This window comes from Anaeromyxobacter oryzae (assembly GCF_023169945.1).
Taxonomy (GTDB): Bacteria; Myxococcota; Myxococcia; order Myxococcales; family Anaeromyxobacteraceae; genus Anaeromyxobacter; species Anaeromyxobacter oryzae.
Map to the genome: position 1 here is coordinate 4,748,470 of NZ_AP025591.1, position 25,661 is coordinate 4,774,130.

21 protein-coding genes are annotated in these 25,661 nt (G+C 73.1%); 17 read left to right on the plus strand and 4 right to left on the minus strand.

Annotated features, from left to right (window positions below; genetic code table 11):
- Positions 1-98: 98 nt before the first annotated feature.
- From AMOR_RS20810 to AMOR_RS20840, 7 genes are all read left to right on the plus strand, one after another.
- On the plus strand, positions 99-1,109 hold the full coding sequence (locus AMOR_RS20810) for an HlyD family secretion protein (RefSeq protein ID WP_248353696.1): 1,011 nt from the start codon (positions 99-101) through the stop codon (positions 1,107-1,109).
- Positions 1,106-2,128, plus strand: coding sequence for an ATP-binding cassette domain-containing protein (locus tag AMOR_RS20815; protein WP_248353698.1), 1,023 nt, complete (start codon positions 1,106-1,108; stop codon positions 2,126-2,128). The genes AMOR_RS20810 and AMOR_RS20815 overlap by 4 nt, the downstream gene beginning before the upstream one ends.
- Entirely contained in the window at positions 2,125-3,237 is a 1,113-nt protein-coding gene (locus AMOR_RS20820; protein ID WP_248353700.1) for an ABC transporter permease, read from the plus strand. The genes AMOR_RS20815 and AMOR_RS20820 overlap by 4 nt, the downstream gene beginning before the upstream one ends.
- A gap of 598 nt (positions 3,238-3,835) precedes the next feature.
- A complete protein-coding gene (locus tag AMOR_RS20825; protein WP_248353702.1) occupies positions 3,836-4,915 on the plus strand; it encodes an HNH endonuclease in 1,080 nt (359 codons plus the stop codon).
- Between the two features lie 198 nt (positions 4,916-5,113).
- Positions 5,114-6,064 carry a sigma-70 family RNA polymerase sigma factor gene (locus AMOR_RS20830; protein WP_248353704.1) on the plus strand — a complete coding sequence of 317 codons (951 nt, stop codon included), beginning with the start codon at positions 5,114-5,116 and terminating at the stop codon, positions 6,062-6,064.
- Positions 6,065-6,142: 78 nt separating this feature from the next.
- Entirely contained in the window at positions 6,143-6,565 is a 423-nt protein-coding gene (locus AMOR_RS20835) for a VOC family protein (RefSeq protein WP_248353706.1), read from the plus strand.
- A gap of 18 nt (positions 6,566-6,583) precedes the next feature.
- Positions 6,584-7,015, plus strand: a complete 432-nt coding sequence (locus AMOR_RS20840) for an SRPBCC family protein (protein ID WP_248353707.1) — start codon at positions 6,584-6,586, stop codon at positions 7,013-7,015.
- A 32-nt stretch (positions 7,016-7,047) separates the two neighbouring features.
- On the opposite strand, the gene AMOR_RS20845 is transcribed toward AMOR_RS20840, so the two are convergent.
- The gene (locus AMOR_RS20845) at positions 7,048-7,572 is read right to left on the minus strand and encodes a dihydrofolate reductase family protein (RefSeq protein ID WP_248353708.1); all 525 of its coding nucleotides are present in this window, start codon (positions 7,570-7,572) and stop codon (positions 7,048-7,050) included.
- The gene (locus AMOR_RS20850) at positions 7,569-7,931 is read right to left on the minus strand and encodes a response regulator (protein WP_248353709.1); all 363 of its coding nucleotides are present in this window, start codon (positions 7,929-7,931) and stop codon (positions 7,569-7,571) included. The genes AMOR_RS20845 and AMOR_RS20850 overlap by 4 nt, the downstream gene beginning before the upstream one ends.
- 194 nt (positions 7,932-8,125) lie before the next feature.
- On the opposite strand from AMOR_RS20850, the gene AMOR_RS20855 reads away from it, so the two are divergent.
- The 4 genes from AMOR_RS20855 to AMOR_RS20870 all read left to right on the plus strand — a co-directional run bounded on the left by AMOR_RS20855 (position 8,126) and on the right by AMOR_RS20870 (position 13,318).
- Entirely contained in the window at positions 8,126-10,357 is a 2,232-nt protein-coding gene (locus AMOR_RS20855; RefSeq protein WP_248353710.1) for a cation:proton antiporter domain-containing protein, read from the plus strand.
- A 42-nt stretch (positions 10,358-10,399) separates the two neighbouring features.
- Positions 10,400-10,741: a hypothetical protein gene (locus tag AMOR_RS20860; RefSeq protein ID WP_248353711.1), complete on the plus strand. Its 342-nt coding sequence runs from the start codon at positions 10,400-10,402 to the stop codon at positions 10,739-10,741.
- Between the two features lie 136 nt (positions 10,742-10,877).
- Entirely contained in the window at positions 10,878-12,527 is a 1,650-nt protein-coding gene (locus AMOR_RS20865) for an alpha-amylase family protein (RefSeq protein ID WP_248353712.1), read from the plus strand.
- A 14-nt stretch (positions 12,528-12,541) separates the two neighbouring features.
- Positions 12,542-13,318, plus strand: a complete 777-nt coding sequence (locus tag AMOR_RS20870; RefSeq protein ID WP_248353714.1) for a glutathione S-transferase — start codon at positions 12,542-12,544, stop codon at positions 13,316-13,318.
- Positions 13,319-13,331: 13 nt separating this feature from the next.
- On the opposite strand, the gene AMOR_RS20875 is transcribed toward AMOR_RS20870, so the two are convergent.
- Complete coding sequence (locus AMOR_RS20875; RefSeq protein WP_248353716.1) at positions 13,332-14,060, minus strand: hypothetical protein; 729 nt, start codon at positions 14,058-14,060, stop codon at positions 13,332-13,334.
- Positions 14,061-14,154: 94 nt separating this feature from the next.
- Entirely contained in the window at positions 14,155-15,912 is a 1,758-nt protein-coding gene (locus AMOR_RS20880; RefSeq protein ID WP_248353718.1) for a sensor histidine kinase, read from the minus strand.
- Between the two features lie 190 nt (positions 15,913-16,102).
- Here AMOR_RS20880 and AMOR_RS20885 point away from each other — a divergent pair, with 190 nt between their 5' ends.
- From AMOR_RS20885 to AMOR_RS20910, 6 genes are all read left to right on the plus strand, one after another.
- On the plus strand, positions 16,103-17,449 hold the full coding sequence (locus tag AMOR_RS20885) for a two-component system sensor histidine kinase NtrB (RefSeq protein WP_248353720.1): 1,347 nt from the start codon (positions 16,103-16,105) through the stop codon (positions 17,447-17,449).
- Positions 17,424-18,845, plus strand: a complete 1,422-nt coding sequence (locus tag AMOR_RS20890; RefSeq protein WP_248353721.1) for a sigma-54-dependent transcriptional regulator — start codon at positions 17,424-17,426, stop codon at positions 18,843-18,845. Before AMOR_RS20885 ends, AMOR_RS20890 begins: the two co-directional genes overlap by 26 nt.
- 341 nt (positions 18,846-19,186) lie before the next feature.
- Positions 19,187-19,780, plus strand: a complete 594-nt coding sequence (locus AMOR_RS20895; RefSeq protein ID WP_248353722.1) for a hypothetical protein — start codon at positions 19,187-19,189, stop codon at positions 19,778-19,780.
- A gap of 38 nt (positions 19,781-19,818) precedes the next feature.
- Positions 19,819-21,126: a TolC family protein gene (locus tag AMOR_RS20900; protein ID WP_248353723.1), complete on the plus strand. Its 1,308-nt coding sequence runs from the start codon at positions 19,819-19,821 to the stop codon at positions 21,124-21,126.
- A 160-nt stretch (positions 21,127-21,286) separates the two neighbouring features.
- Positions 21,287-22,420 carry an efflux RND transporter periplasmic adaptor subunit gene (locus AMOR_RS20905; RefSeq protein ID WP_248353724.1) on the plus strand — a complete coding sequence of 378 codons (1,134 nt, stop codon included), beginning with the start codon at positions 21,287-21,289 and terminating at the stop codon, positions 22,418-22,420.
- A 16-nt stretch (positions 22,421-22,436) separates the two neighbouring features.
- Entirely contained in the window at positions 22,437-25,628 is a 3,192-nt protein-coding gene (locus AMOR_RS20910; RefSeq protein ID WP_248353725.1) for an efflux RND transporter permease subunit, read from the plus strand.
- The last annotated feature ends 33 nt before the right edge of the window (positions 25,629-25,661 follow it).

Below are 25,661 nucleotides of genomic sequence, written 5' to 3' on the forward strand. Positions count from 1 at the left end.
ACTCGGACAGGTCGCCGCGCCCCGCATTTCCGTCCACAGGCTGCTCCATGGATCACGCCGCGCAGGAGGATCGGGCCGTGCTCCCAGTGCGAAGAGCCGTGACGTTCGCTCGCCCCCTCCGGCTGCTGGCGTGCCTCGCGGCGCTCGCCGCTTGCACCGCGCGCGAGCCGCCGCAGTTCGCCGGCTTCCTCGACGCCCCCGTCGCCGCCGTCGCGGCGCAGGTGGCGGGGCGGGTCGACGCGATCCCGGTCCACGAGGGCGACACCGTCACGAAGGGACAGGTCCTCGCGCAGCTCGACGCGCGCGACCGCGACGCGCAGGTGGCGCAGGCCCGGGCCAACCTGGAGCTGGCGCGCCGGACGCTCGAGGAGTCCGAGGCGAACCTGAGGGCCGTGTTGCCGACCGTCGGAGGCGCGGGCGCGGACATCGCTCGCGCGCAGGCCACGCTCGAGGAGGCCGAGCTGAACTTCAACCGAACGCAGCAGCTCGTGGAGGGGAACGCGGCGCCGGAGCAGCAGCTCGAGTCCGCCCGCGCACGCCTCCGCGAGGCTCGTGCCGCGGTCGAGTCCCTCTCGGCGACGAAGGCTGCCGTCCGGGGGAGGGTGGGCACGGCCATGGCCGCGGTCTCGAACGCGCGGGCCGCGGTGGGGGTGTCGGAGGCGGCGGTGCGCGTCGCCGAGGTGCAGCTCGCGCAAGCGCGCGTCCTCTGTCCGTTCGACGGGATCGTCGTGGACCGCAACCTCGAGGAGGGCGAGTGGGCGGCGCCCGGGACGCCGGTGGTCACCGTCGAGAACCACGACCGCCTGTGGGCCCGGCTCGACGTCGAGGAGACGCGGCTCGGCGGGCTACGGCTCGGGCAGGAGGTGGAGGTGAGCGTCGTCGCCGTCCCGGGCCGGACCTTCCGCGGCCGCGTGATGGAGCTCGGCGCCCAGGGCGACTTCGCGGTCAACCGGGACGTGAAGCGGGGACGCCCGGACATCCGCACGTTCCGGGTCCGCGTCGCGCTGGACGAGCGGGCCGCCGAGCTGCGCCCCGGGATGACCGCCGAGGTCTCGGTCCCCCCGTCCGCCGCGACGGCAGCGCCCGTCGCGGCCGCGAGCCAGCGGTGACGTCCGACGCGGCCGCGCGTCAGCCGGAGAGCGGCCTCGCGTACGCGATCGAGGCGCGCGGGCTGGTGAAGCGCTTCGGCGCGCTCGCGGCCGTGGACGGCGTCGACCTCGCCGTCCGGCCCGGGGAGCTGTTCGGCCTCCTCGGCCCGAACGGCGCCGGGAAGACGACGCTCGTGCGGATCCTCACCGGGATCGTCTCGCCCACCTCCGGCGACGCGTTCGTCGCGGGGATCGACGTCCGGCGCGATCCGGACGGCGCGCGCCGGAGGCTCGGCGTCGTGCCGCAGGCGCTCACCTCCGACCTCGACCTGACCGGCTACGAGAACCTCGACATCTTCGCCCGCTTCTTCGAGGTCCCCCGCGCCCGCCGGCAGCCGCGCATCGAGGAGCTGCTCCGGCGCGTCGGCCTGTGGGAGCGTCGCAAGGACCTCGTGAAGACGTACTCGGGCGGGATGCGGCGGCGGCTCGAGATCGCGCGCGGGCTCGTCCACAAGCCCCGGGTGCTCTTCCTCGACGAGCCGACCATCGGGCTCGATCCCCAGAGCCGCCGCGTCATCTGGGACCTCCTCGGCGACCTGCGCAAGGGAGACGAGATCACCATCTCGCTCACGACCCACTACCTCGACGAGGCCGAGGCGCTCTGCGACCGGGTCGCCATCGTCGACCACGGGAAGGTGGTCGCGCTCGGGACGCCGCAGGAGCTGAAGGCGCTCATCCCCGGCAGCGACACGCTCGATCTCGGGGTGGTCGGACCGCTGCCGGACGGCGTCCTGGACGCGCTCCGCGCGCTCCCGGGCGCCCGGAGCGTCGACGTCCCGCCCCAAGGGCTCCGGATCCGCGCCGACGGCGGCGCGGCGCTGATTCCGCGCGCGATCGAGCTGCTGCGCGAGGCCGCCGTCGAGGTCACGTCGGCGAGCCTGAGCCGGATCACGCTCGAGGACGTGTTCATCCACTTCACCGGGCGCTCCCTGCGCGAGGAGGGACCCGGGAAGGCAGGACCTCCGCGGAGGTTCACATGAAGATCTGGGCGGTGATGGTCCGCGATCTCCTTCGCATCTGGCGGAACCCGGTCGCCCTCGCGTCGGCGGTGCTGATGCCGCTCCTGTACCTCCTGATCCTCGGGAACACGCTCCAGGGGCCGCTCACGGGCCTGAGGCTCGGGGTCGTGAACCTCGACGACGGACCGGAGGCCCGCGTGCTGCTCGGAGCGCTCCAGGCGGTGGAGAACGGGCCGGGCACGGTGACGCTCGTCCCGCTGCACGATCCCGTGGACGCCCTCCACCGGCTGCACACGGGCGAGCTCTCCGGCGTGCTGATGATCCCGCCCCGCTTCTCGCGCGACCTGTCGCGAGGCGTCTCGGCCGCGGCGGGGCTGTACGTGGACAACGTGGACGCGATCGCCGCCAGCGCGATCGAGGGCGCCACGGCGGGCGCGATCGGCGCGATCCGCGAGCCGCTCGCGCGCTTCGAGCGGCACCTCGGCGCGGCGCAGCTGCGGCCGCAGGAGATCTACCCGCGCGTGGACTACGACACCTCGCTGATCCCGGGCGTCGTCGTCCTCTCGATCTTCATGGGGAGCATGATCACCGGCGCCTTCAACCTGGTCATGGACCGGTTCCTGGGCGTCCACGAGAGCTACCTCTCCACGCCGCTGCGCCGGCTCGACATCAACCTCGGCGTCCTCCTCAGCGGGACGGTCGTGACGCTCTGCTCGAGCGGCATCGTCCTCGTGATCGGGTTCCTGATCACCGGGTCCGTCGTGCACGGCGGCGTCCTCGGGTACCTGGCGGTCGTGGGCGTCGTGGTGCTCACGGCCCTGGGCCTCCTGGGGATGATGATGACCCTCCTCGGCCGGGCCGGGCACCCGCGCATCAGCGGCGTGGTGAGCGGGTTCCTCAACATCATCCTGTTCTTCCCGAGCGGCGCGCTCTACCCGCTGGCGAGCTTCCCGCCCTGGCTGCGCGCCTTCGCCCGCGTCGATCCGGAGACGCACGCGGTGGCGGCGCTCAAGGCGATCCTGTTCCGGGGCGGGGACCTCGGCGCGGCCGGCGCGCACGTCGCGTACCTCGCCGCGTTCGCGGCGGCGATGCTGCTCGTGTCCACGCTCACGCTCAAGCGGACGCTGTGAGCGGCGACCCTGACGTCTCGGCGAGGGTCGGCGCGTGGGCGATCGTCGTCGCGGGGATGATGCGTGACCGATGGGTGAGCGGGGAAGGGGCTGAGAAGACGGGGACGGCCGGGGCGGAGCTGCGTGGACGGGACGTCGCGGTGGGGATCGGCCCGCAAGAAGCCTGTGTTGCGGCTCCAGTGATCCGGAGCTCAGCTGAGCCGAGCCGCGGGGCGCGCGGGAGCGTCCCCGCGGGAACGGGCTTCGATGTTCGAACGATGCGACGAGGGTCCGTGTGTGCCGAGCCGTGGGCCGGCGAGCGGCAGTTCGCCAGATGAACCACTATCAGTGAACTACAATCCGCACGGCCGCCGGCGCAGCGCGGATGAATCCCTGCCGCACCCAACGGGAACTTCACTCTGCGCTTGACGCAGGGCGGGCGAAAACCAGCGCTCGCGCTCGGGCTCACGCGAGAACGGCGCTGCTGGAGCGCTGGCTCGCCAGCGTGCTGCGCTGGAAATGGCCGAGGGTTCCGCGCGGCGCCCCTCCGCGTTCGCGCGTCAGCGGGCCGTTCCGCGCGTTCCAGGAGGCCTCGAAAACGCATGAGAGAGTGTTCTTCATGGACACCGCACGCGCCCTATCCGAGAACCTCGCCTCCCTCCTCCGCCGCGAGCACTCCGCCCTCGGCGCGTTCCTCGTCGCCCTCGCCGACTTCGATCGGCGCCGGGCGTGGATGACGCTCGGGCACGCCTCGCTGTTCGCGTACCTCCACCGCGAGCTGCGGCTCTCCAAGGCGGCGGCCCAGTACCGCAAGGTCGCCGCGGAGCTGATCCAAGAGGTGCCCGCAGTGGGCGGGGCGCTCGGCGAGGGTCGGTTGTGCCTGACCTCCATCGTCGAGGCCGCCCGGGTGGTCACCGCGCAGAACTGGGAGACCGTGCTGCCCCGGTTCTTCGGCCGCTCCCGGCGAGAGGCGATGGAGGTCGTGGCGGAGCTCCAGCCGCAACCCGCGCCGCCGACCCGGACCATCGTCTCTCCGGTGCGGTCCGCGCCCTCCGAGGTCGCCGCCGGCCCCGCCTTCGCACGCCCCACCCTTGCGCTCGAGGTCGGGGCCGCCGGGCCGGCGGCGGGGAAATGCACGCCCGGTTCGTCAAGCGAACTCACTGACCGTGAAGTAGACACTTCTGCCCACACGCGGAGGCCCGCGGAGGTCGTTCCCCTCACCGCGGACCTGCGCCGGTTCCACGTCACCGTCTCCGATCGCTTCCTCCGGAAGCTCCAGGCGGCGAAGGATGCGCTCGCCCACACGCGTCCGGGGGCGATGGAGGAGGAGCTTCTCGAGGCAGGCCTCGACCTCCTCCTCGAGAAGGCCGCGAAACGAAAGGGCCTCGTCTCGAAGCCGCGGAAGACCCCGCCGCCGGCGAAGGCCGATCACATCCCGGCGCACGTGAAGCGGGCCGTGTGGGAGCGGGACGGCGGCCGCTGCCAGTTTCGGCTGCCCTCCGGCGAGATCTGCGGCTCCACCCACCAGCTGGAGTTCGATCACATCGAGCCGGTCGCGCTCGGCGGAGCGTCGACCGTCGAGAACGTCCGGATCGCCTGCAGGTCGCACAACATCATCTCGGCGCGGAGGGTGTTCGGGGACGACTGGATGGATAGATACGCTCCGGGCAAGGCCTCGCTCCCGGCCGACACCGGCTGAAGTAGGTCGCTCCCGGACGCGGACGAGGCCCTGCGAGAAACGGCGCCCCCGCCGCTCCTCGACGGACGAGCGCCCCCGGCGTGCCTCGCGTCGCGCCGGGCCTCCGCGCGGCGGTTCGAGACGTGACGAATCCTGAGGCCGCGACCTCACCCTCCCGGGGGCCGATGATGCGCCGGCCGCCGCGCCGTCTATGTACCCATGATGACCGCGGAGCAGCTCGAGGTGCACCGGGAGGCGCTCGTCGGCCACTGCTACCGGATGCTCGGGTCGGCGGCCGAGGCGGACGACGCCGTGCAGGAGACGCTGGTCCGGGCGTGGCGGGCGCTCGAGGGGTTCGACGGCCGCGCCTCGCTCCGCACCTGGCTCTACCGGATCGCTACCCACGTCTGCCTCGACGCGCTCGCCGACCGGGCGCGCCGGGAGCGACCGGTCGCGATGGGGCCGGCCGGCACCATCCACGACGACCTCGTCGAGCGGCCGCGCACCCACTGGCTCGAGCCCATCCCCGACGTTCACGCGCTGCCGGCGGACGGCGATCCCGCCGAGCGCGCCGCGCTCCGCCAGAGCATCCGCCTCGCGTTCGTCGCGGCGCTCCAGCGCCTGCCGCCCCGCCAGCGGGCGGCGCTCCTGCTCGCCGAGGTGCTGGGGTGGCCGGCCTCGGAGATCGCGAGCGCGCTCGAGACCACCGTCGCGGCGGTGAACAGCGCCCTGCAGCGCGCCCGCGCGACGCTCGCGGAGAGCGCGCCGCCGGAGGGCGCCGTCGTCGGTCTCACGCCGGCGCAGGCGACCTTGCTCGCGCGCTACGTCGACGCCTTCGAGCGTTACGACGTGGACGCGCTCGCCGCCCTGATGCGCGAGGACGCGACGCTCTCGATGCCGCCGTACACGCTCTGGCTGCGGGGGCCCGCGGCGATCAAGGCCTGGTTCCTCGGGCGCGGCATCGGCTGCCGCGGCTCGCGCCTCGTGCCCACCGCGGCGAACGGCCTGCCCGCGTTCGGGCAGTACCGGCCCGGCGCCCCGGGCGAGCCGCACCGGCCGTGGTCGCTGGTGGTCCTGGAGCTGTCCGGCGACCGCATCGTGGCCATGAACCACTTCCTCGACACGGCGACCCTCTTCCCGCGGTTCGGGCTCCCGCCCGAGCTCGCCTGACGGCCCGGCGGGGCCGCGCCGATGAGTTCCGCGGTCCCGCGCCGTCCTGGGATCGAACCGACACGAGAGGAGTCCGTCATGGCCAGCCGGATGATGTTCGTGAACCTGCCCGTCAGCGATCTCGACCGCTCGAAGGCATTCTTCGGGAAGCTCGGGTTCTCGTTCAACCCGAGGTTCACCGACGAGAAGGCGGCCTGCATGGTCGTGAGCGACGTCGGGTACGTCATGCTGATCCATGAGAGGTTCTACCGGACGTTCACGAAGCGCGAGCTGTGCGACACCACGCGGCAGAACGAGGGGCTCGTCGCGCTCTCCTGCGAGAGCCGCGGCGAGGTCGACGGGCTGGTCCGCACGGCGCTCGAGGCCGGCGGGCAACAGGCGATGGAGCCGATCGACCACGGCTTCATGTACGAGCGGAGCTTCTACGATCCCGACGGCCACCACTGGGCCGTGCTGTGGATGGACCCGAAGGCCGCGCAGGGCCAGCACGGAGGGGCGTGACCACGCGCGCCTTTAGGCATGATCTACGCCGTCGTCACCGAGCACGTGAACGCGCCCGCCGATCGCGTTCGCGCCCTCTACGAGGACCCGGGGGGCTGGGCGCGCGTCTTCCCGGCCACGATCCACGGCGCGCGCGTCGTGCGCCGGGAGGGCGACGCGACCGTCGTCGAGGTCGATCACGTCGAGGGGAAGGTCCTGAACGTGCTGCGTGACGTCTCCCCGACGCGCATCGAGCTCGCGGAGTCGAAGCGACGTTTCGACGCGACCTTCACGAACGAGTTCGTCCCGGAGGCCGGTGGGATGCGGTACACGCTCACCGCTGCGGTGCGCCTCAAGTGGCCCTGGCGGCTGATCGCTCCCTTCGTGAGGCCGCTCGTGCTCGGCAGGATGCGCCGGTACGTCGTCGCGCCGCTCAAGGCGGCCGCCGAGCGGGAGCTTCATGGCGCCTGACGGCCGCTCGTCGCGAGAGCGGCGGCGGCCTCTCACCTGCCGGCTGTCCGGTACGTGATCCGCACGAGCCCGGAGGGGAGCGCGCGGCTGTCCACGAGCGAGAACCGCCGCTCCGGGAGCGCGCCCTGGAACAGGCGCCGGCCGGCGCCCAGGACGAGCGGGACGATGGTCACCGTGAGCTCGTCGACGAGGTCCGCCGCGAGGAACTGCGAGACGACCGCGCCGCCGTCGACGTAGAGGCTGCGGCTGCCGGTGGCCGCGAGGCGGGCCAGCACCTCCGCCGGCTCGCCGGCGGTGAAGGACTCCCCGTGGCGCGGCGCCGGCGGACGATGGGTGAGGACGACGACGCGCTTCCCTTCGTAGGGCCACTCCGGGAAGGTGGCGACGAGGTCGTACGTCTCGCGGCCGACGAGCACCGTGTCCACGCCGGCGAAGAACGCGCCGTACTCCTCCGGCGGAGCGGGGTAGGGGTCGAGCCAGTCGACGCGGCCGTCCGGGCGCGCGATGAACCCGTCGAGGCTCATGGCGAGGAAGGCGGCGCACCGCGGTCGCGTCATGCCGTCCCCTCGTCACGGAGCAGCGCGAAGAGCTCGTCCACGTTCGCGGGCTTCGTGACGTGGGCGTCGAAGCCCGCCTCGCGCGATCGCGCCACGTCCTCCTCGGCGCCGTACCCGGTGAGCGCGATGAGGCGCGCCCCGACGCCCGCGGCGCGGAGATGCCGCGCGATGTCGTGGCCGCTCATCCCGGGCAGCCCCACGTCGCACACGACGACGTCCGGATGGAACGCCAGGACCGTCTCCACGCCGCGGGCGCCGTCCGTCGCGATCCGCACGTCGTGGCCGCGCAGCGCGAGCAGGTCGCGGAGCGTCGCGGCGGCGTCTTCGTTGTCGTCGATGACGACGATGCGCGTGGACATCGCTCCACCGGCCGGACCCCCGGGGATGGGTCGCGGGGACCCGAGACTCGTACCCGACGTTCTCCCGCGCGCTGCCGGCTCGGAAGGGGGCGCCCCCGGGCGGACCGCCCGGGGCGGCGCCCGCCCGGCGCGAGGGCCGCCGCCCAGATGCCCGGATGAACACCTTCGGTAGAGCGCGGCCGGCCGCGCGAGCCATGCACGGTCTCGGCGAGCACCAGCTCCTCGTCTTCCTCCTCCAGTTCACGGTGCTGCTCGGCGCCGCGCGCCTGCTGGGTGCGCTGGCGCGGCGGCTCGGCCAGCCCTCGGTGATGGGCGAGGTGATCGCTGGCGTGCTGCTCGGCCCGCCGATCCTCGGCCGCCTGCTCCCCGGCTTCCAGGCGGCCCTCTTCCCGGACGATCCGCAGCAGGCCGGTCTGCTCGAGCTGCTGAGCTGGATCGGGATGATCCTCCTCATGCTGCGCACCGGGATCGAGACGGATCTCTCCCGGTGGCGCACGCTCAAGGGCCCGGCGCTCCTCGCCACCGCCTGCGGGATCGCGGTGCCGTTCGCGGTCGGCATCGCGATCGGCCTCATCGTCCCCGCCGACCTGGTGGGCCGCGGCGGCCGCCCCCTGTTCACGGCGTTCCTCGGCACCGCCATGTCGATCTCCGCGGTGAAGGTGATCGCCAAGATCCTCATCGACCTGAACCTCATGCGGCGCGACGTGGGGTTCGTGATCCTCGGCGCGTCGATCCTCGACGACACCGTCGGCTGGGTCGTGCTGGCGGTGGTGGTGCGGGTCGCGACCACCGGCCGGTTCGGCGCCGCCAGCGTCGGGGTGACGCTCGCGGCGACGCTCGGGTTCGGGCTCGTCGCGCTGCTCGTGCTCCGCCCGATCGCGGGCCGGGTGGTCCGCTGGCTCGAGCGCGAGGGCCGGCTCGAGCACGGCACGATCACCGCGGTGCTCGTCCTGACGCTCGCGTGCAGCGCCCTCACGCAGGCGCTCGGGATCCACGCGATCTTCGGCGCGTTCGTGGCCGGGCTCATCGTCGGCGAATCGCCGCGCGTGAAGGAGGCGACGCTCGAGGCCATCGACAGCATGGTGCTGGGGGTGTTCGCGCCGGTCTTCTTCGCCTACTCGGGCCTGAAGGTGCAGGCGCTGTCGCTGCCGGGCTGGCCCGTCACCGCCCTCGTCCTCGGCGGCGCGATCGTCGGCAAGGTCGTGGGTGCCGGGCTCGGGGCGCGGCTCGGGGGAATGCACCTCCGCGAGGCGACGGCGGTGGGCATCGGGCTCTCCGCGCGCGGCTCGACCGAGCTGGTCGTCGCGCGCATCGGCATGGACCTCGGCGTGCTCGGGGCGCCCATGTACGCCCTCATCATCCTGATCCCGATCGTCACGAGCGTCATCACGCCGCCGCTCCTGCGCCTCGCGCTGCGCGGTCTCCCGCTCGGCGGCGACGAGGCGCGGCGCCTCGAGGACGAGGCCGCCGAGGAGCGTGCGCTGATCCGGCGCCGGGGAACCAAGATCCTCGTACCCACCTCCGGGGAGCCGCACGCGATCCAGGCGCTCCGGCTGGCGGCGCCGCTGGCGCGCCTGCCGGGCGCGACGCTGGTCGGGCTGTCGGTGTCGACGCCCGCGCACCTCGGTGCGGTGGGACGCAAGGGGCGCCCCGACGCCGACGAGGCGGAGGTCACGGCGAGAGGGCAGGACGTCGCTCGCGAGTTCGAGCTGCCGGACTTCCACGGCAACGTCGTCGAGGCGGCCTCCGTGGAGGAGGCGGTGAAGGCCGAGGTGGCTCGCGGGTACGACCTCGTCTTCCTCGGCGTGAGCCGACCCGGCGCGCTCTCCCATCGGCTCCTCCGGACGCTGCTGGCGTCCGGCCGGTCCGACGTCGTGCTGGTGCGCACGGGCGCCGGCACCGGGCGGTTCCGGCGCGTCGTCGTCCCCGTGAGCGGCACCGCGCCGTCGCGGGCGGCGGCCGAGCTCGCGTTCCTGTACGCGCGCGAGGCGGGGGCGCGACTGCACCTCCTCCACGTGCTCGATCCGGACGCCGTACCGGACGGATCCGGGCGCGCCGAGCTCCGGCAGCTCGGTGCGCGGATGCTCGACGAGCTCGCGGACCGCGCGCGGCGGGACGGCGTCGACGCCCGGACGCGCCTCGTGACGTCGCGGTATCCGGCGCGCGTCATCGTCGAGCTGGCGTCGGACGAGGGCGCGGACCTGATCGTCCTCGGCGCGACGCCGCGGTCCGTGGGCCGGCGCGCGTACTTCGGCGCCACGGCCGACCGGGTGCTCGCGGACGCGCCGTGCGCGGTGGCGGTGTACGCAGGCGGCGTGCGGCCGGAGGCGCTCCGGGCGACGGTGCCGGAGGGCGACGCCGCCGTCGAGCCGGGCGCCCCTCGGCCGCCGCAGCCGGCCGAGGAGCGCGGCGCGACGCTCCACTGAGGGCACTGCTCCCGTCAACCGGGGCAGCACTCGGCGGGCGCCGTGACGACGCCGCTCTGCGCGGGTGCGCTGCAGGTGGACGTGCTGCCGGTCGCGGTCTGGCAGGTGCAGCTCCACGCCGACCCGTCCGTTTGGAGGGTGCAGCTCCGCGAGGTGACCCGGCCATCCCGGTCGCACCGCTCCGAGAAGGTGAAGGCGTCGTCGACCGCGAGGAGCGTCGTGGAGCAGGACGCGGCGGTCGTGCTGCCGCCACCCGACCCGGAGTCGCCGCCACCCGAGCCCGCCCCCGCGCCGCTCCCGCCTGGGGGGGGCACGGAGGAGTCGGAGCGACCGCCTCCGCAGGCGAGCACGAGCGCGATCAGCAGGGCGGCGAGGCGAGGGTGATCCATGGAGGTTCGACGGCGTGGCGACGCCGTCCCGACACGGCCAGTTGGGGCGTCGGCGGGGAAGGCCGGGGAGAGGCGCCGGGCGCACCCGTCCGGAATGAGCGCATGTCCCGCGGCTCGCGCAGCACGACGAGGTGATCCACGACCTCTGGTACAAGAACGCCGTCATTTACTGCCTGCACGTCGGCACGTTCATGGACACGAACGGCGACGGCATCGGCGACTTCCAGGGGCTGATGCGCCGGCTCGACTACCTCGCGGGCCTGGGCATCACGTGCCTGTGGCTCATGCCGTTCCAGCGCTCGCCGAACCGCGACGACGGCTACGACGTGTCGGACCACTACACCGTGGACCCCCGCTACGGGAGCCTCGGGGACTTCGTCGCGTTCACCCACGCCGCCGAGCAGCGCGGCCTGCGCGTCATCATCGACCTCGTGGTGAACCACACGTCCGACCAGCACCCCTGGTTCCAGGACGCGCGCCGGAGCGCGTCGTCGCCGTTCCGGAGCTGGTACGTCTGGTCGAGGAGGAAGCCGCCGCGCGCGGACGAGGGTGTCGTCTTCCCCGGGGTGCAGAAGACGACGTGGACCTGGGACGAGCGGGCCCGGGCGTACTACTTCCACCGCTTCTACGACTTCCAGCCCGACCTCGACACCGCCAACCCGGAGGTGCAGGAGGAGATCCGGAAGATCGTCGGGTTCTGGCTCGAGCTCGGCGTGTCGGGGTTCCGCGTGGACGCGGTGCCGTTCGTCATCGCGACGAAGGGGGCCGGCGTGAAGCCGGTCGAGCAGTACGGGATGCTCCGCGACCTCCGCGAGTTCCTGCAGTGGCGCTCGCGCGACGCGATCCTGCTCGCCGAGGCGAACGTGCTGCCGCGGACGGATCTCGAGTACTTCGGCGACGACGGCGACCGGATGCACATGATGTTCAACTTCCAGGTCAACCAGCACCTGTTCTACGCGCTCGCGGCGAGCGACACCCGGCCGCTCGTGAAGGCGCTCGAGGCGACGCGGGACCGGCCCGGGACGGCGCAGTGGGGCGTCTTCCTGCGCAACCACGACGAGCTGGATCTCGGGCGGCTGAAGCCGGAGCAGCGCGAGAGGGTCTTCCGGGAGTTCGCCCCCGATCCGGACATGCAGCTCTACGAGCGCGGCATCCGGCGGCGGCTCGCGCCGATGCTGAGCGGGGATCGCCGCCGCCTCGAGCTCGCCTACAGCCTCCTGTTCACGCTGCCAGGGACGCCCGTCATCCGCTACGGCGACGAGCTGGGGATGGGCGACGATCTGCGGCTGCCGGAGCGCAACTGCGCGCGGACGCCGATGCAGTGGTCGACCCTCCCGAACGCCGGGTTCTCGCGCGCGGCGCGGACGGCGCTGCCGGTGATCGCCGAGGGCCCGTTCCAGTTCCAGCGGGTGAACGCGGCGGACCAGCGCCGCGATCCCGAGTCGCTCCTCAACTGGACCGAGCGGATCATCCGGATGCGCAAGGAGTGCCCGGAGATCGCCTGGGGCGACTTCACCGTCCTCCCCACGCAGCCGGAGGTGCTGGCGCTCCGGTACGATTGGCGGAACAACGCCATGCTCGTGCTGCACAACCTCTCGGGGAAGCCGGCGAGCGTCCGGCTCCGCGCGCGCGACGTCGGGGACGACCGGCTGGTCAGCCTGTTCACGGCGGACCACAGCTCGGCGCGGAAGGGGCACCACGAGATCGAGCTCGACCCGTACGCGTACCGCTGGTACCGGGTCGGCGGCCTCGACTACATCCTCCGTCGGCGGTCGTGGTGATGACGGGAGGCTCCATGCCGAGACGTTCCGCGCCGCAGTACGAGCTCTTCTACTGGCCCGGGCTCCAGGGCCGCGGCGAGTTCGTCCGCCTCGCGTTCGAGGCGGCGGGCGTGCCGTACGTCGACGTCGGGCGGCTGCCCGCCGCGCGGGGAGGCGGCGCCGGGGCGGTCGCGCGGCTCCTCGAGGAGCCCGGCCCGTGGCTCACCCCGCTGGGCCCGCCGGCGCTCCGGTACGGCAAGGTGCTGGTCGCCCAGACCGCCGCGATCCTCCAGTGGGTCGCGCCGCGGCTCGGGGTGGTGCCGAGGGACGAGGCGAGCCGGCTCCGCGCGCACCAGATCCAGCTCACGATCGCGGACCTCGTGGCCGAGGTCCACGACACGCACCATCCGATCGCGGTCTCGCTCTACTACGAGGACCAGAAGCAGGAGGCCGCGCGGCGCGCCGGCGAGTTCGTGCGCGAGCGCATCCCGATGTTCCTCGGGTACCTCGACGGCGCGCTCGACTCGAATCCCGCCGGCCGGGGACGCTGGCTCGTCGGACGGGGGATGAGCTACGTGGACCTCTCCACCTTCCAGGTCGTCGCGGGGCTGCGGTACGCGTTCCCGCGCGCGATGGCGCGGCGCGAGCGCGCCGTCCCTCGGCTCGGCGCGCTCCACGATCGCGTGGCGGCGCTGCCGCGGATCGCGGCCTACCTCGCCTCCGAGCGCCGCATCCCGTTCAACGAGTCCGGCATCTTCCGCCACTACCCGGAGCTCGATCTCGCGGCGCCGCGGCGGAGGCGCGGCCCGTGAATGGCGGCCCGTGTCAGAAGCTGACCGTGGTCCCCGCCATCCCGTAGTGGAGCCAGGCGAAGTTGTAGACCCCGCCGCCGGAGGAGCCGCCCTCCAAGGTGCGGTAGCCGGCCCTGAGGAGCAGCGCCGGCGTCACGCGCCACGCGAGGAAGAGCCCGACGTCCTCGGCGCGGCCCTGCGGCGCCGCGAGCGCGTCCGCGTCGAGGAGCAGCGCGAAGGGGCCGGCGAAGCGCCACTCGAGGTTCAGGTGCAGCAGGGGGACGAAGCCGACGTTCGAGCGGACCGCCTCCACGCCGGGCTGCCGGAGACGGATGGAGGCGTCGCGGAGCTTGCCCGTGAGGCCCACCTTCACGGTGAGGGCAGGGCGCTCGACCACCGCGTACCGGTAGGTGAGCCGGTACGAGTCGAACCGGTACCAAGCGTCGGTGTGGACGCCCGCAGCGAAGGTCTGCCCCTGGAACGACACCGGATCGTCGAAGGAGCCGTCCACCGCGAGCGTGAGCGGCGCCGCGAGCGCCCGCAGCTCGTGGCGGCCGAGCGCGACGCCCGCCTGGACCCGCCAGGCGGCGCCGGGGCCGCTGCCGAGGTCAACCAGCGAGAAGCGCGTCCCGCCGTCCTTCGGGATCTGGACATCGTTGCGGCTCTGCCACACCGCGCCGCCCTCCACGTCCACCCAGACCGCTGGAAAGGCGGCGGACGGGAGCGCACACGCGAGCACGACGAGGAGCGTCCTCGGGGACACTCGTCGTACATCGCGGCGGAGAACGGGCGGCGCAAGACCCCGGCGGGCCGCGCCGCTCGGTCACTGCGCGGCGCTCTGGCCAGGCGCGGCGCCGTCAGGCCCCCGCGGCGGCGCTCTGGTCCAGCTCGGCGCCGCGGGTCGCCACGTCGTGCGCGCGGCACGCGCGCGGCAGCCGCACCGTGAACGTCGTCCCGTCCTCGTCGGAGGAGGCCACGGAGACCGTGCCGCCGTGCGCGCCGACGATCTCGCGGACGATGTAGAGCCCCAGGCCCAGGCCGCGCGCGTGGCTGGCGTCGCCGGGCGCGGGGCCCCGATGGAAGGGCTCGAAGAGGACGGCCATGAGCTCCGGGGAGATCGCCGGGCCCCCGTTGGCCACCTCGAGGACCACGTCGTCGTCGCCGTCCGCGTCCACCGAGACGCGGACGATCCCCTGCCGCGCCCCGTGCTTGAGCGCGTTCCCCACGAGGTTGGAGACGACCTGCGCCAGCCGCGCGGGGTCCCAGGTGCCGCGCCCGTCACCCCTCAGCTCGAGCTCGACGGTACGGCCCGGCTGCGCCGCCTCCAGCTCGCCGACGGTGCGCCGGCACACCTCGTGGAGGTCCGTCGCGACCGGAGCGATGGGCACGCTCCCCTTGAAGCGGCTCTCCGTGAAGTCGAGGAGCGTGCCGATCATCTCGAGCATGCGCTGGCCCGCGTTGCCGATCTCGGCGAGGCTCTCCCGCACGTCCGCCGGGAGGCCCTCGCGCCGCTGCAGGAGCGACGCCAGGGCGCGTACGGCGCTCAGCGGGTTCCGCAGATCGTGGCCGAGGATCCCGATCACCTGCTCCCGGAAGACGAGCGCGCGCGCGAGCTGCTCCTGGACGCGCTTCAGGTCGGTGATGTCGGTGGCGGCGCCGGTGAGCCCGACGATCGCGCCGGAGGGGTCGCGCAGCGGCTCCTGCGTCACCAGCAGGTGGTGGGGCTCACTGCCGGGCACGGAGATCTGCACCTCTCGCTGCAAGGGCTCGCCGGTCCGCAGGACCTCGCGGTCCATCGCCTCCAGCCGGGCGGCGTCCGCGTGCAACACGAGCTCGGCGTTCCGGTGACCGACCACGTCCTCCGGCGCGAACCCGAGCGGCGGGTTGTAGATCCAGCGGTAGCGGAGCTCCCGGTCCTGCTCGAACAGCGTCACGTTGGAGTGGGCGAGCGCGACCCGGAACCGCTCCTCGGTCTCCCGGAGCTGCCGGTGCACCCGGGCGGTGTCGACGATCTGCGACGCGCGCCTGACGAGCTCCTCCGCGAGCGCGACGTCCTCCGGACCGTACCTCCGGCCGGACTCGGAGGTCGCGATGAAGGTCATGGTGGCGAGCGACGTCGAGAGGGTCACGGGGACGACGAGCACCGAGCACACGCCGAGCCCGAGGGCGAGCTCGAGGTATTCGCCGTCCGTCTGCTCGCGCAGCATCTCGTCGGTGTAGTCGGGCAGGAGGACGGGGCGCCTCGACTCCAGCGCGCGCGCCGCGGGCAGCCGGCGGCGCGCGGCGTGATCGAGGGGGTACCGCCGCAGCGCCTCCGCCAGGGCGGCCTTGGCGGGATCCCGGTGGGCGACCTCCATCCGGCGGACCTCGTGGTCCTCCAGGCCATCGACGATGCACCAGTCGGCGAACTCCGGGATGGAGAGCCGGGCGACGGCGGCGAGCGCCTCCTCGTAATCGAGGATGCCGGCGAGCGCGCCGACCTTCGAGAGCAGCGACAGCCGCGCGACCATCGTGCATGGCCGGCGCGCCGCCGCGGGCACGTTCCGCCCGGCGTTCCGGGCCGCCCGGAACCGGCGCACGCGTTCTCTCAGCTCCTCCAGGGACTCCACCAGCATCGCTCGACTCCCGAAGCTGGGGGTGGTTGATAGCGGGTCGGGCCCGCCTTCACCAGCCGATGAGCGTCCGGGGTGAGCGATCTGCGCGAGCGCTGCGCGACCTCGTCGGGGTCGCCAGCGGGCGCGCGGCGCGGAACGCATTAAAAGCCGGGGCATGGAGCGGCTGCTGGCGGACGGCCCGGATCTTGCGATGCCTCGACCCACCATGGTCGCGCAGACGCTCGTGCAGCACGCGACCGGCGCCCTGCCCGCCGGAATGGCGGCGCCGTCGGACCGGAGCGTCGCCCCGCGCTGGCCCCACCGTGAGGACCTGCTTCCGGTCGGCTACTACCTGCTCGTCGCAGCCGTGCTGGCGACCACCGGCACGTCCGCGTGGCGGATCGCGATCCTCGCGCTCGCCGCGGCGGGGCAGCAGGTCGGCTTCTTCGCGTGGCGGAGGCCAGGTCTCAAGCACTGCGTCAATGCGGATCCCGAGCGCGCCGCGAGGGGCGCGGTGCTCCGCGCCAGCTCGACGTTCTTCGTCACGACGGGCCTCGCCATCGCCGCCACGGGGGGAGTCGGAAGCCCGCTGCTCGTCACCTTCCTCGTCGCGTACCTCGCCGCGGTGACGATCGTCGGCGATCGCGGCGAGACCCGCTGGCTCCTCGCGGCGACGGCCCTCGGGGTGTGCGTGCTCGCGGTGCTGCCCCGATCCTGGACCGGGGTGGGGTCGCCTCGCCCGGTGCACGCGCTGCTCGCGGCGGTGAGCGTCCTCGGCGTGGGCGCGCTGCTCGTTCCCGTGCACGCGACGCGCCGCAAGAAGCTCGAGGAGCTCGAGCGCGCGCGGAGCGAGCTCGCCTCGGAGGCGCTCGCCCGCGCGCAGACGCTGGAGCAGATCGGGTCGAAGGTGGCGCACGAGCTCAAGAACCCGCTCACCGGCGTGAAGGCGCTCGTGCAGCTCGGGCTGCGGAACCCCGCCGAGGGGGCCTCGCACGACCGGCTGGAGGTCGTCGAGCGCGAGGTCTCCCGCATGCAGGAGATCCTCCAGAACTACCTGTCGTTCACCCGGCCGCTGCAGGGGGTCGAGCCGCGGCGGGTCGACCTCGGCCCGCTCGTGTCCGACACGCTCGAGGTCCTCTCCGCCCGGGCGAACGACGCCCGCGTCCGGCTCTACGCCGACGGCGATGCGATGGTCGAGGCGGACCCACGCCGCCTGAGGGAGGCGCTCCTCAACCTGGTCGCGAACGCCATCGAGGCGACGCCTCCGGGTGGCGAGGTCTTCGTCGAGGTGCGCGCGGCGGCGGAGGGGGCGGAGCTCGTCGTCCGCGACACGGGGCGCGGGATGCCTCCCGAGGTCCTGGGGCGCATCGGCACGCCGTTCTTCACGACGCGCGACGACGGCACCGGCCTCGGCGTCGTCCTCGCGCGCTCGGTGATCGCGCAGCACGGCGGATCGCTGCGGTACGAGAGCGAGCCGGGCAAGGGGACCCGGGTGGAGGTCACGCTCCCGCGCGTGGCCAGGGAGGGCCGCGATGGCGCGTGTGCTGGTCGTCGATGACGAGCCCTCCGTCCGCGCCGCCCTGAAGGAGCTGGTCCAGGGCCGGGGGTGGGAGCCGCTCGTCGCGCGCTCCGGCGCCGAGGCCCTCGACCTCGTCGAGCGGGTGGACGCGGTGGTGACCGACTTCTCCATGCCCGAGATGGACGGCATGGAGCTGCTGCGCGCGGTCCACGAGCGGGACGCCAGCCTGCCGGTGATCCTCCTCACCGCGCACGGCTCGGAGCGCCTCGCCGTCCGCGCCATCAAGGCAGGTGCGTACGAGTACGTGACGAAGCCGTTCGACGTCGACGAGATGCTCGTCGCGCTGGGGCGCGCGGTCGAGGCGCGGCTGCTACGCCAGCGCAATCGCCAGCTCACGGCCGAGCACGCGATCGGGCGTCGCGTCGTGTGCGACTCGGCCGCGATGCGGACCCTCCTCGACGCGACCGCCCGCGTCGCGGCGAAGGAGATCACGGTACTCGTGCGCGGCGAGACCGGGACGGGGAAGGAGCTCATCGGCTCCCTCCTGCACGCGCAGAGCCCGCGCGCGAGCGGGCCGCTCGTCCGCTTCAACTGCGGCGCGATCCCCGCGGAGCTCGCCGAGGCGGAGCTCTTCGGGCACACGCGCGGCGCGTTCACCGGCGCCACGCAGGCCCGCCCAGGGTTCTTCGCGGAGGCGAACCACGGCACGCTCGTCCTCGACGAGGTCGGGGAGCTGCCGCTGTCCGTCCAGGCGAAGCTCCTGCGCGCGCTCCAGGACGGGGAGATCCAGCCCGTCGGCTCGGGGCGCGTGGAGCGCGTCGACGTCCGGATCGTCGCGTGCACGAACCGCGATCTCGCGAGCGAGGTGCGCGCGGGCCGCTTCCGCGAGGACCTCTATTACCGGCTGGCGGTCGTCGAGCTGCTCGTCCCGCCGCTGCGCGACCGGAGGGAGGACATCCCCGCGCTGGCGCACGAGTTCGCCCTGCGCTATGCGGACCGGTTCGGATCCGAGGAGGTCCGGCTCGCGCCCGCCCTCGTCGAGCGCCTCGCGGCCGCGGACTGGCCCGGCAACGTGCGCCAGCTCGAGAACGTGGTCGCGCGGATGGTCGCCCTGAGCGGAGGCGGCGAGCTCGGCCCGGAGTCCTTCGACGGCAGGCCGGCCGACGCGACCTCCCCGGACGCCGCGGCGCGCGGGGATCCGGGGCCGGTGCGGGACGAGCCCGGACCGCCGCCGGACGGCGCGGACGCGGCCAGCCACACGCTCCGGGAGCAGCTCGACGCGCTCGAGCGCAGCGTCATCGCGAGGACGATGACCGCGGTCGGCGGGAATCAGTCGGAGGCGGCGCGGCGGCTCGGGATCAGCCGCAACACGCTCACCGAGCGTCTGCGCCGCTACGAGATCGCGGCCGACTTCGGCGCGGGCGACGCACGCTAGAGCCTCCGTCCCTCCGCCGGCGACGGATCCGCTCGCGTCCGTCCGCCCGCGTCTGCCCGCTCGCCCGGCGCGGTGGCGGCGCTCTCCGTGAAGGGCGTCTTCCGCGCCTGCTCTCTCAAACGTTGAGCGATCTGCGCCGGGCGCCGCGGCTCCGGGCGTCCGTCACGCGCTCCTCGTCGAAGGAAGACTCGCGCCTGCGCTGCGGACTCGGCGATCCCACCTCGTGGCCCGATGGCTGCAACACCCTTCCCCGCGCCGGCGGTCGCCGGCGGCACACGGACACCGGCGCCGGCCGGGGAAGGAACGCGGAGATGCATGCTGCAACGCGGAGCATCGGACTCGTGGCAGGGCTGCTGATGGCCGTCGCCCCGGAGATCGGGAGGGCGGGGGACTGGAGCACGGGCGACGTCGGGGACCAGCTTCCCGCGCCGCCCAGCGTGTATCTCCTCGTCGGCGGCGGGGTGACGGACTTCACCCGGAGCGTGGTCAAGGACCGCTTCGGCGTCGGGGGCGCCTGGGACCTCCGGCTCGGGATCGGGAGTCGCTCCTACGTCGGCGGCGAGGTGGCGTACGTCGGCAGCTTCCGGCGCGGCGCAGGGGCGGACCCGGACCTCGGGTCGAGCGGCGCCGAGGGCGTCCTCCGGCTGCAGGTGCCGTACGCGGTGCGCGGCTGGCTCGTCGAGCCCTTCGTCTTCGGCGGCATCGGCTGGAGCCATCTGTCGCTCCGCAACGCCGCGCCGGACGTGAAGAGCACGGACGACATCGGCGTGATCCCGTTCGGCGGCGGGCTCACCGTCGGCTACGGCAACCTGCTCCTCGACGCGCGGTTCACGTACCGCTCGAGCTTCTCCGAGGACCTCGCGGTCGCGGCGGGGCCGGGGTCGAAGGACTTCTCCCAGTGGGGCATCAGCGCATCCGTCGGGTACGAGTTCTGACGGCCCTTCCATCACCGCTCACGGACGAGGTGCGACTCATGAAGTGGAAGACCATTGCCGCGCTCGGCGGCGTCGCCGTCGCGGCGCAGGCGAGCGCGCTCCAGCCGCTCGACGCGTTCCTGCGCGGAGCCCGGAAGAGCAGCCCCGACGTCGCGGAGTCGCAAGCCGCGCGCAGGGAGGCCGGCGCCGAGGCGAACGCCGCGCTGGGCCGCGCGCTGCCCGGCCTGTCGCTGCGCGGGACCTACACCCGGAACCAGTTCGAGTCGACGCTCCAGTTGCCAGGCCCCGCGGGCGCTCCTCCGAGCGCCGTGACGATCACGCCGAAGGATCTGCTCGACGGGACGGCGACGCTCGACGTGCCGCTCGTGGATCTCGCGAGCTTCGCGCGGATCGCCTCGGCCCGGACCAGCGCGCGGGCGTCCGCGAGCCTCGAGGCCTCGACCGACCTCCGGGTCCAGGCGCTCGTGGCGCAGGACTACTACCAGCTCGTGGCGAACGCCGCGCTCGTCGTGTCGTCCCGCCAGGCGCTCGACGTCGCCCGGAGCAGCCTCCGGATCGCGGAGCAGCGTCACGACGCCGGCACCACCACGCTCCTCGACGTCGACCGTGCCAGGGCCGAGGTCGAGCGCAACGTCCAGCAGCTCGCGAGCGCCGAGCTCGACGTGTCGCTCGTCGCGCGCGCGCTCCAGTCGCTCACCGGCATCGCGCCCGACCTCGACGGGGCGACGCCGCTCACCGACGACCTTCACGAGGAGGCGCCGCTGGAGCGCTTCGAGGCGCCGGACGACCAGCTCCCGGCGATCGCCGCGGCGATCCAGGGCCGCATCGCCTCGGAGCAGGCGGCGACGGCGCAGCGGCTCGCGCTGCTCCCGAGCCTGGCCGCCAGCGCGACGGAGCGGACGACGAGCGTCGCAGGGCTCACCGGGCGGGAGACCTACTGGCAGGCGGTCGTCGGGCTCACCTGGACGTTCGACCTCACGTCGCTCGCGAACATCCGGGCCCGGGACGCCGCGGCCGACGGGGCGCGTGCCCGCGAGCAGCGCACGCGCCTCGCGGCGCGCGACGACATCCACCGCGCCTGGCAGACGGTCCGGACGAGCATCGAGCGGAGCCGGTCCGCGCGGGTCCAGGCGGAGGTGAGCGCCCGGGCGGCCAGGCTAGCGCTGGATCGCTACCAGGCCGGGACGGCGACCCAGCTCGATCTCCTCCAGGCGCAGCGCGACGCCTTCCAGGCCGACGCCGCGCGGATCCAGGCCGACGCCGACCTCGTGAACGCGCGGGCGCAGCTCAGGGTGGCGTCCGGGAAGGATCTTCTCCTCGAGCCCCGCGCGAGCCCCGCGCCATGAGCGGCGGCGCGCGCGGTGCTCAGGCCCTGAGCGAACCGCTCACCGGGACGCGGCGCCCCCCGCCGGAAATGGCGCCGAGGGAGCCGATTCGGTGGCGGATCGCCCGTGGCCCGGCGCAAGCAAGGTGTCTCGTGATCACCGATTCCCGTCGGGGGCGTAAATGAAGCGCAACAGGACCCAGCTCGTCGTCGTCATCGTCGGACTCGTCGTCGTCGTCGGAATCCTCGCCGGGGTGAAGGCCGGCCAGATCGTCACGATGGTGCGCGCAGGCGAGTCCTTCGTCCCGCCGCCGGAGGCCGTCGCCTCCGCCCGGGTCGAGGCCGCCCAGTGGGAGTCGACGCGCGCCGCCATCGGCTCGATCGTGGCGGTGCGCGGGGTGACGCTCGGCGCGGAGCTCCCCGGGCTCGTCCGCGAGATCACGTTCGAGTCGGGGAGCTTCGTGAAGCGCGGCGCCGTGCTCGTCAAGCTCGACACCTCCGCCGAGGAGGCGCAGCTCGCCGCAGCGAAGGCCGACGCGTCGCTCGCGAGCCTCAGCCTCCAGCGGACGAGGAAGCTGCGGCAGGGGGAGGCGAACGCGCAGGCGGATCTCGACACGGCCGAGGCGCGCGCCAAGCAGGCGAACGCGGCCGTCGCGAACCTCGAGGCGACGATCGCCAAGAAGACCGTCCGCGCCCCGTTCGACGGCCGCATCTCCATCCGGCAGGTGGAGCTCGGGCAGATCCTCTCGCCCGGCACGCCCATCGCCTCGCTGCAGGCGGTGACCCCGATCCACGCCGACTTCTGGCTGCCGCAGCAGGCGCTCGCGGACCTGAAGCCGGGCCAGCGCGTCCGGATGCACACCGACGCGTTCCAGGGCGCGTCGTGGGACGGCGAGGTCACCACCGTGAACCCCGAGGTCGACCCGGCCACCCGCAACGTCCGCGTCCGGGCCACGTTCCCGAACGACGACGGGCGCCTCCGTCCCGGGATGTTCGCCAACGTCGAGGTGCTCTCCGAGAAGGCGCGGCCGGTCCTGACCATCCCGGCGACCGCGGTGATCTTCGCGCCGTACGGCGACTCGGTGTTCGCGGTGGAGGAGAAGAAGGAGGGGACGCGGACCGTCACCGTCGCGCACCAGAAGTTCGTCCGGACGGGAGAGCGCCGGGGCGACCTGGTCGCGGTCGAGGCCGGGCTGAAGGCCGGAGAGGCCGTGGTGAGCAGCGGCGCCTTCAAGCTGCGCAACGGCGCCCCGGTGAAGGTGGACAACGCGCTCGCGCCGAAGCCGCAGCTCGCCCCGAACCCCACGGAGCAGTGATCACCCGGACGACGCCATGAAGCTCACCGATCTCTTCATCAGACGCCCCGTCATCGCCATCGTCGTCAACCTCGTCATCGTCATCGCGGGGGTGCAGGCGATCCGCACCCTCAACGCCCGCCAGTACCCGCGCAGCGAGAACGCCGAGATCACCGTCACGACGACGTACGTGGGGGCGAGCGCGGACCTCGTCCGCGGGTTCATCACCACGCCGCTCGAGCGCGTGATCGCCTCCGCCGACGGCATCGACTACATCGAGTCCGAGAGCAAGCAGAGCGTCTCGACCATCAAGGCCCGGCTGCGCCTCAACTACGACGCCAACAAGGCGCTCGCGGAGATCGGCTCGAAGATCGACCAGGTGCGCGGCGATCTCCCGCCCGACGCCGAGGTCCCGGTCCTCACCATCGAGTCCGCGGACAGCCAGTTCGCCTCCGCGTACCTGAGCTTCTCCTCCGACTTCCTCAAGCAGAACGAGATCACCGACTACCTCGTCCGCGTGGTCCAGCCCCGCCTCTCCGCCATCCCGGGCGTGCAGCGCGCCGACATCCTCGGCGCCCGGACGTTCGCGATGCGGATCTGGCTCAAGCCCGACCGGATGGCGTCCCTGAACGTGAGCCCGGCGCAGGTGCGACAGGCCCTCGCGGCGAACAACTACCTCGCCGCGGTGGGCGAGACGAAGGGCTCGCTCGTGCAGGTGAACCTCACCGCGAACACCGACCTGCGCTCCGTGAAGGAGTTCCAGCAGCTCGTGATCCGCCAGAAGGACGGCGCGGTCGTCCGGCTCGGCGACATCGCCGACGTGGTGCTCGGCGCCGAGGACTACGACACGGCCGTGAACTTCAGCGGGCAGACGGCGGTGTTCATCGGCGTCTGGGCCCTCCCGAACGCGAACTCGCTCGACGTCATCCAGCGCGTCCGCACCGAGATGGCCTCCCTGCAGAAGGAGATCCCCGAGCAGATCCAGGCCCGCGTCGCCTACGACGCCACCGAGTACATCCGGGACGCCATCTCCGAGGTCGAGACGACGCTCGGCGAGACGCTCCTCATCGTCGTGGTCGTCATCTTCCTGTTCCTCGGATCCTTCCGCTCGGTGCTCGTGCCGGTCGTCGCCATCCCGGTCTCGCTCATCGGGGCGGTCTTCCTCATGCAGGTCTTCGGGTTCACGGTGAACCTCCTGACCCTGCTCGCCATCGTGCTCTCCGTCGGCCTCGTGGTGGACGACGCCATCGTCGTGGTGGAGAACGTCGAGCGCCACCTGCGGGACGGGATGAGACCGGTCGTCGCGGCGCTCGTGGGCGTGCGCGAGCTGGTCGGCCCCATCGTCGCCATGACGATCACGCTCGCGGCGGTGTACGCGCCCATCGCCTTCCAGGGCGGGCTCACCGGGTCGCTGTTCCGCGAGTTCGCGCTCACCCTCGCCGGCGCGGTCGCGATCTCCGGCATCGTCGCGCTCACGCTGTCGCCGGTCATGTCGGCGTACCTGCTCCGGCGCGAGGAGGGGCGGCTCGCGCAGCGGATCAACCACGGGTTCGAGCGGATCCGCGCGGCGTACTCCCGGCAGCTCGAGCGCTCGCTCCGCTCGCGCGGTCCGACCTACGTGGCGTGGATCGCCGTGAGCGTCCTCGCCGTCCTCATGTTCACGCAGGCGCCGAAGGAGCTCGCCCCCACCGAGGACCAGGGCGTCATCTTCGGCGTGGTCAACACGCCCGCAAACTCGACGCTCGACCAGATCACCCCGTTCACGCGCGAGGTGAACCGGACCGTGATGTCGCTCCCGGAGTCGGAGTTCACCTTCCAGATCACGTTCCCGAACAACGGGTTCTGGGGCGTCGGCCTCAAGCCCTGGGAGGCGCGGAAGCGCTCGGCCTTCCAGCTCGTGCCCGAGGTGCAGCGCCGGGTCGCCGCGATCCCCGGCATCCAGACCTTCCCGATCCTGCCTCCCGCGCTCCCCGGCGGCGGCCAGTTCCCCGTGGAGTTCATCATCGCGTCGACGGCGGAGACGTCCGAGGTCCTCGACTTCGCGAAGAAGATCCAGGAGAAGGCGGTCGCCAGCGGCATGTTCGCCTTCCCGCCGCTCATCGACGTGAAGCTGGACCAGCCCTCGTCGGAGATCGAGCTCGATCGCGACAAGGTGGCGGAGCTTGGCCTGAACCTCCAGACCGTGGGCCAGGACATCGCCGCGGCGACGGGCGGGAACTTCGTGAACCGCTTCAGCATCGGCGGCCGCAGCTACAAGGTCATCCCGCAGCTGCTGCGCTCCGAGCGCCTGAACCCCGAGCAGCTCAAGGACATCTACGTCACCGGCCCCGGCGGCCAGCTCGTGGCGCTCGACTCGATCGCGACGATCAAGGACACCGTGACGCCGCGCTCGCTCAACCGGTTCCAGCAGCTCAACGCGGTGAAGATCAGCGGCGTGGCGATGCGCCCGCTCGACCAGGCGCTCTCGTACCTCGAGGGCGAGGCCGGGAAGATCCTGCCGAAGGGCTACGTGCTCGACTACACGGGCGAGTCGCGCCAGCTCCGGACGGAGGGGAACAAGTTCGTGCCCGCGTTCCTCCTCTCGGTCGTGCTGATCTTCCTGGTGCTCGCGGCGCAGTTCAACAGCTTCCGGGACCCGTTCGTGATCCTCGCCGGCTCGGTGCCGCTCGCGATGTTCGGCGCGCTGGTCATGATCTTCCTGAAGATGCCGAACCCGACCATCCCGTTCTTCACCGACGGCTGGACGACGACGCTGAACGTCTACTCGCAGGTGGGGCTCGTCACGCTGGTCGGGCTGGTGGCGAAGAACGGGATCCTGATCGTCCAGTTCGCGAACAAGCTGCAGGAGGAGGGGCAGGAGAAGATCGAGGCGGTCCGGCACGCGGCGGCCACGCGGCTCCGGCCCATCCTCATGACGAGCGTGGCGACGGTCTTCGGCCACTTCCCGCTCACCCTGGTGACCGGCCCGGGCGCCAAGGCGCGGAACAGCATCGGCCTGGTGCTGGTCGCCGGCATGACCGTGGGCACGCTGTTCACGCTCTACTTCCTGCCCGCGATCTACGTGCTCATCGCCCGGGATCACCGCCGGCAGGGGCGCGAGGAGGCCCGCCCCGCGCTCGCCCCGGCGGGGCCCGGGGTCCCGCGGGAACGCCCGCGTCCCGGCCGCGACGCGGCGGCCTTCCGCGCGGAGCGGCCGACGGGCACGGAGGAGCCGGATCCCGGGTACTAGGGGGCGCTCCGCGTTCCCCGGCTCGCCTGGCGG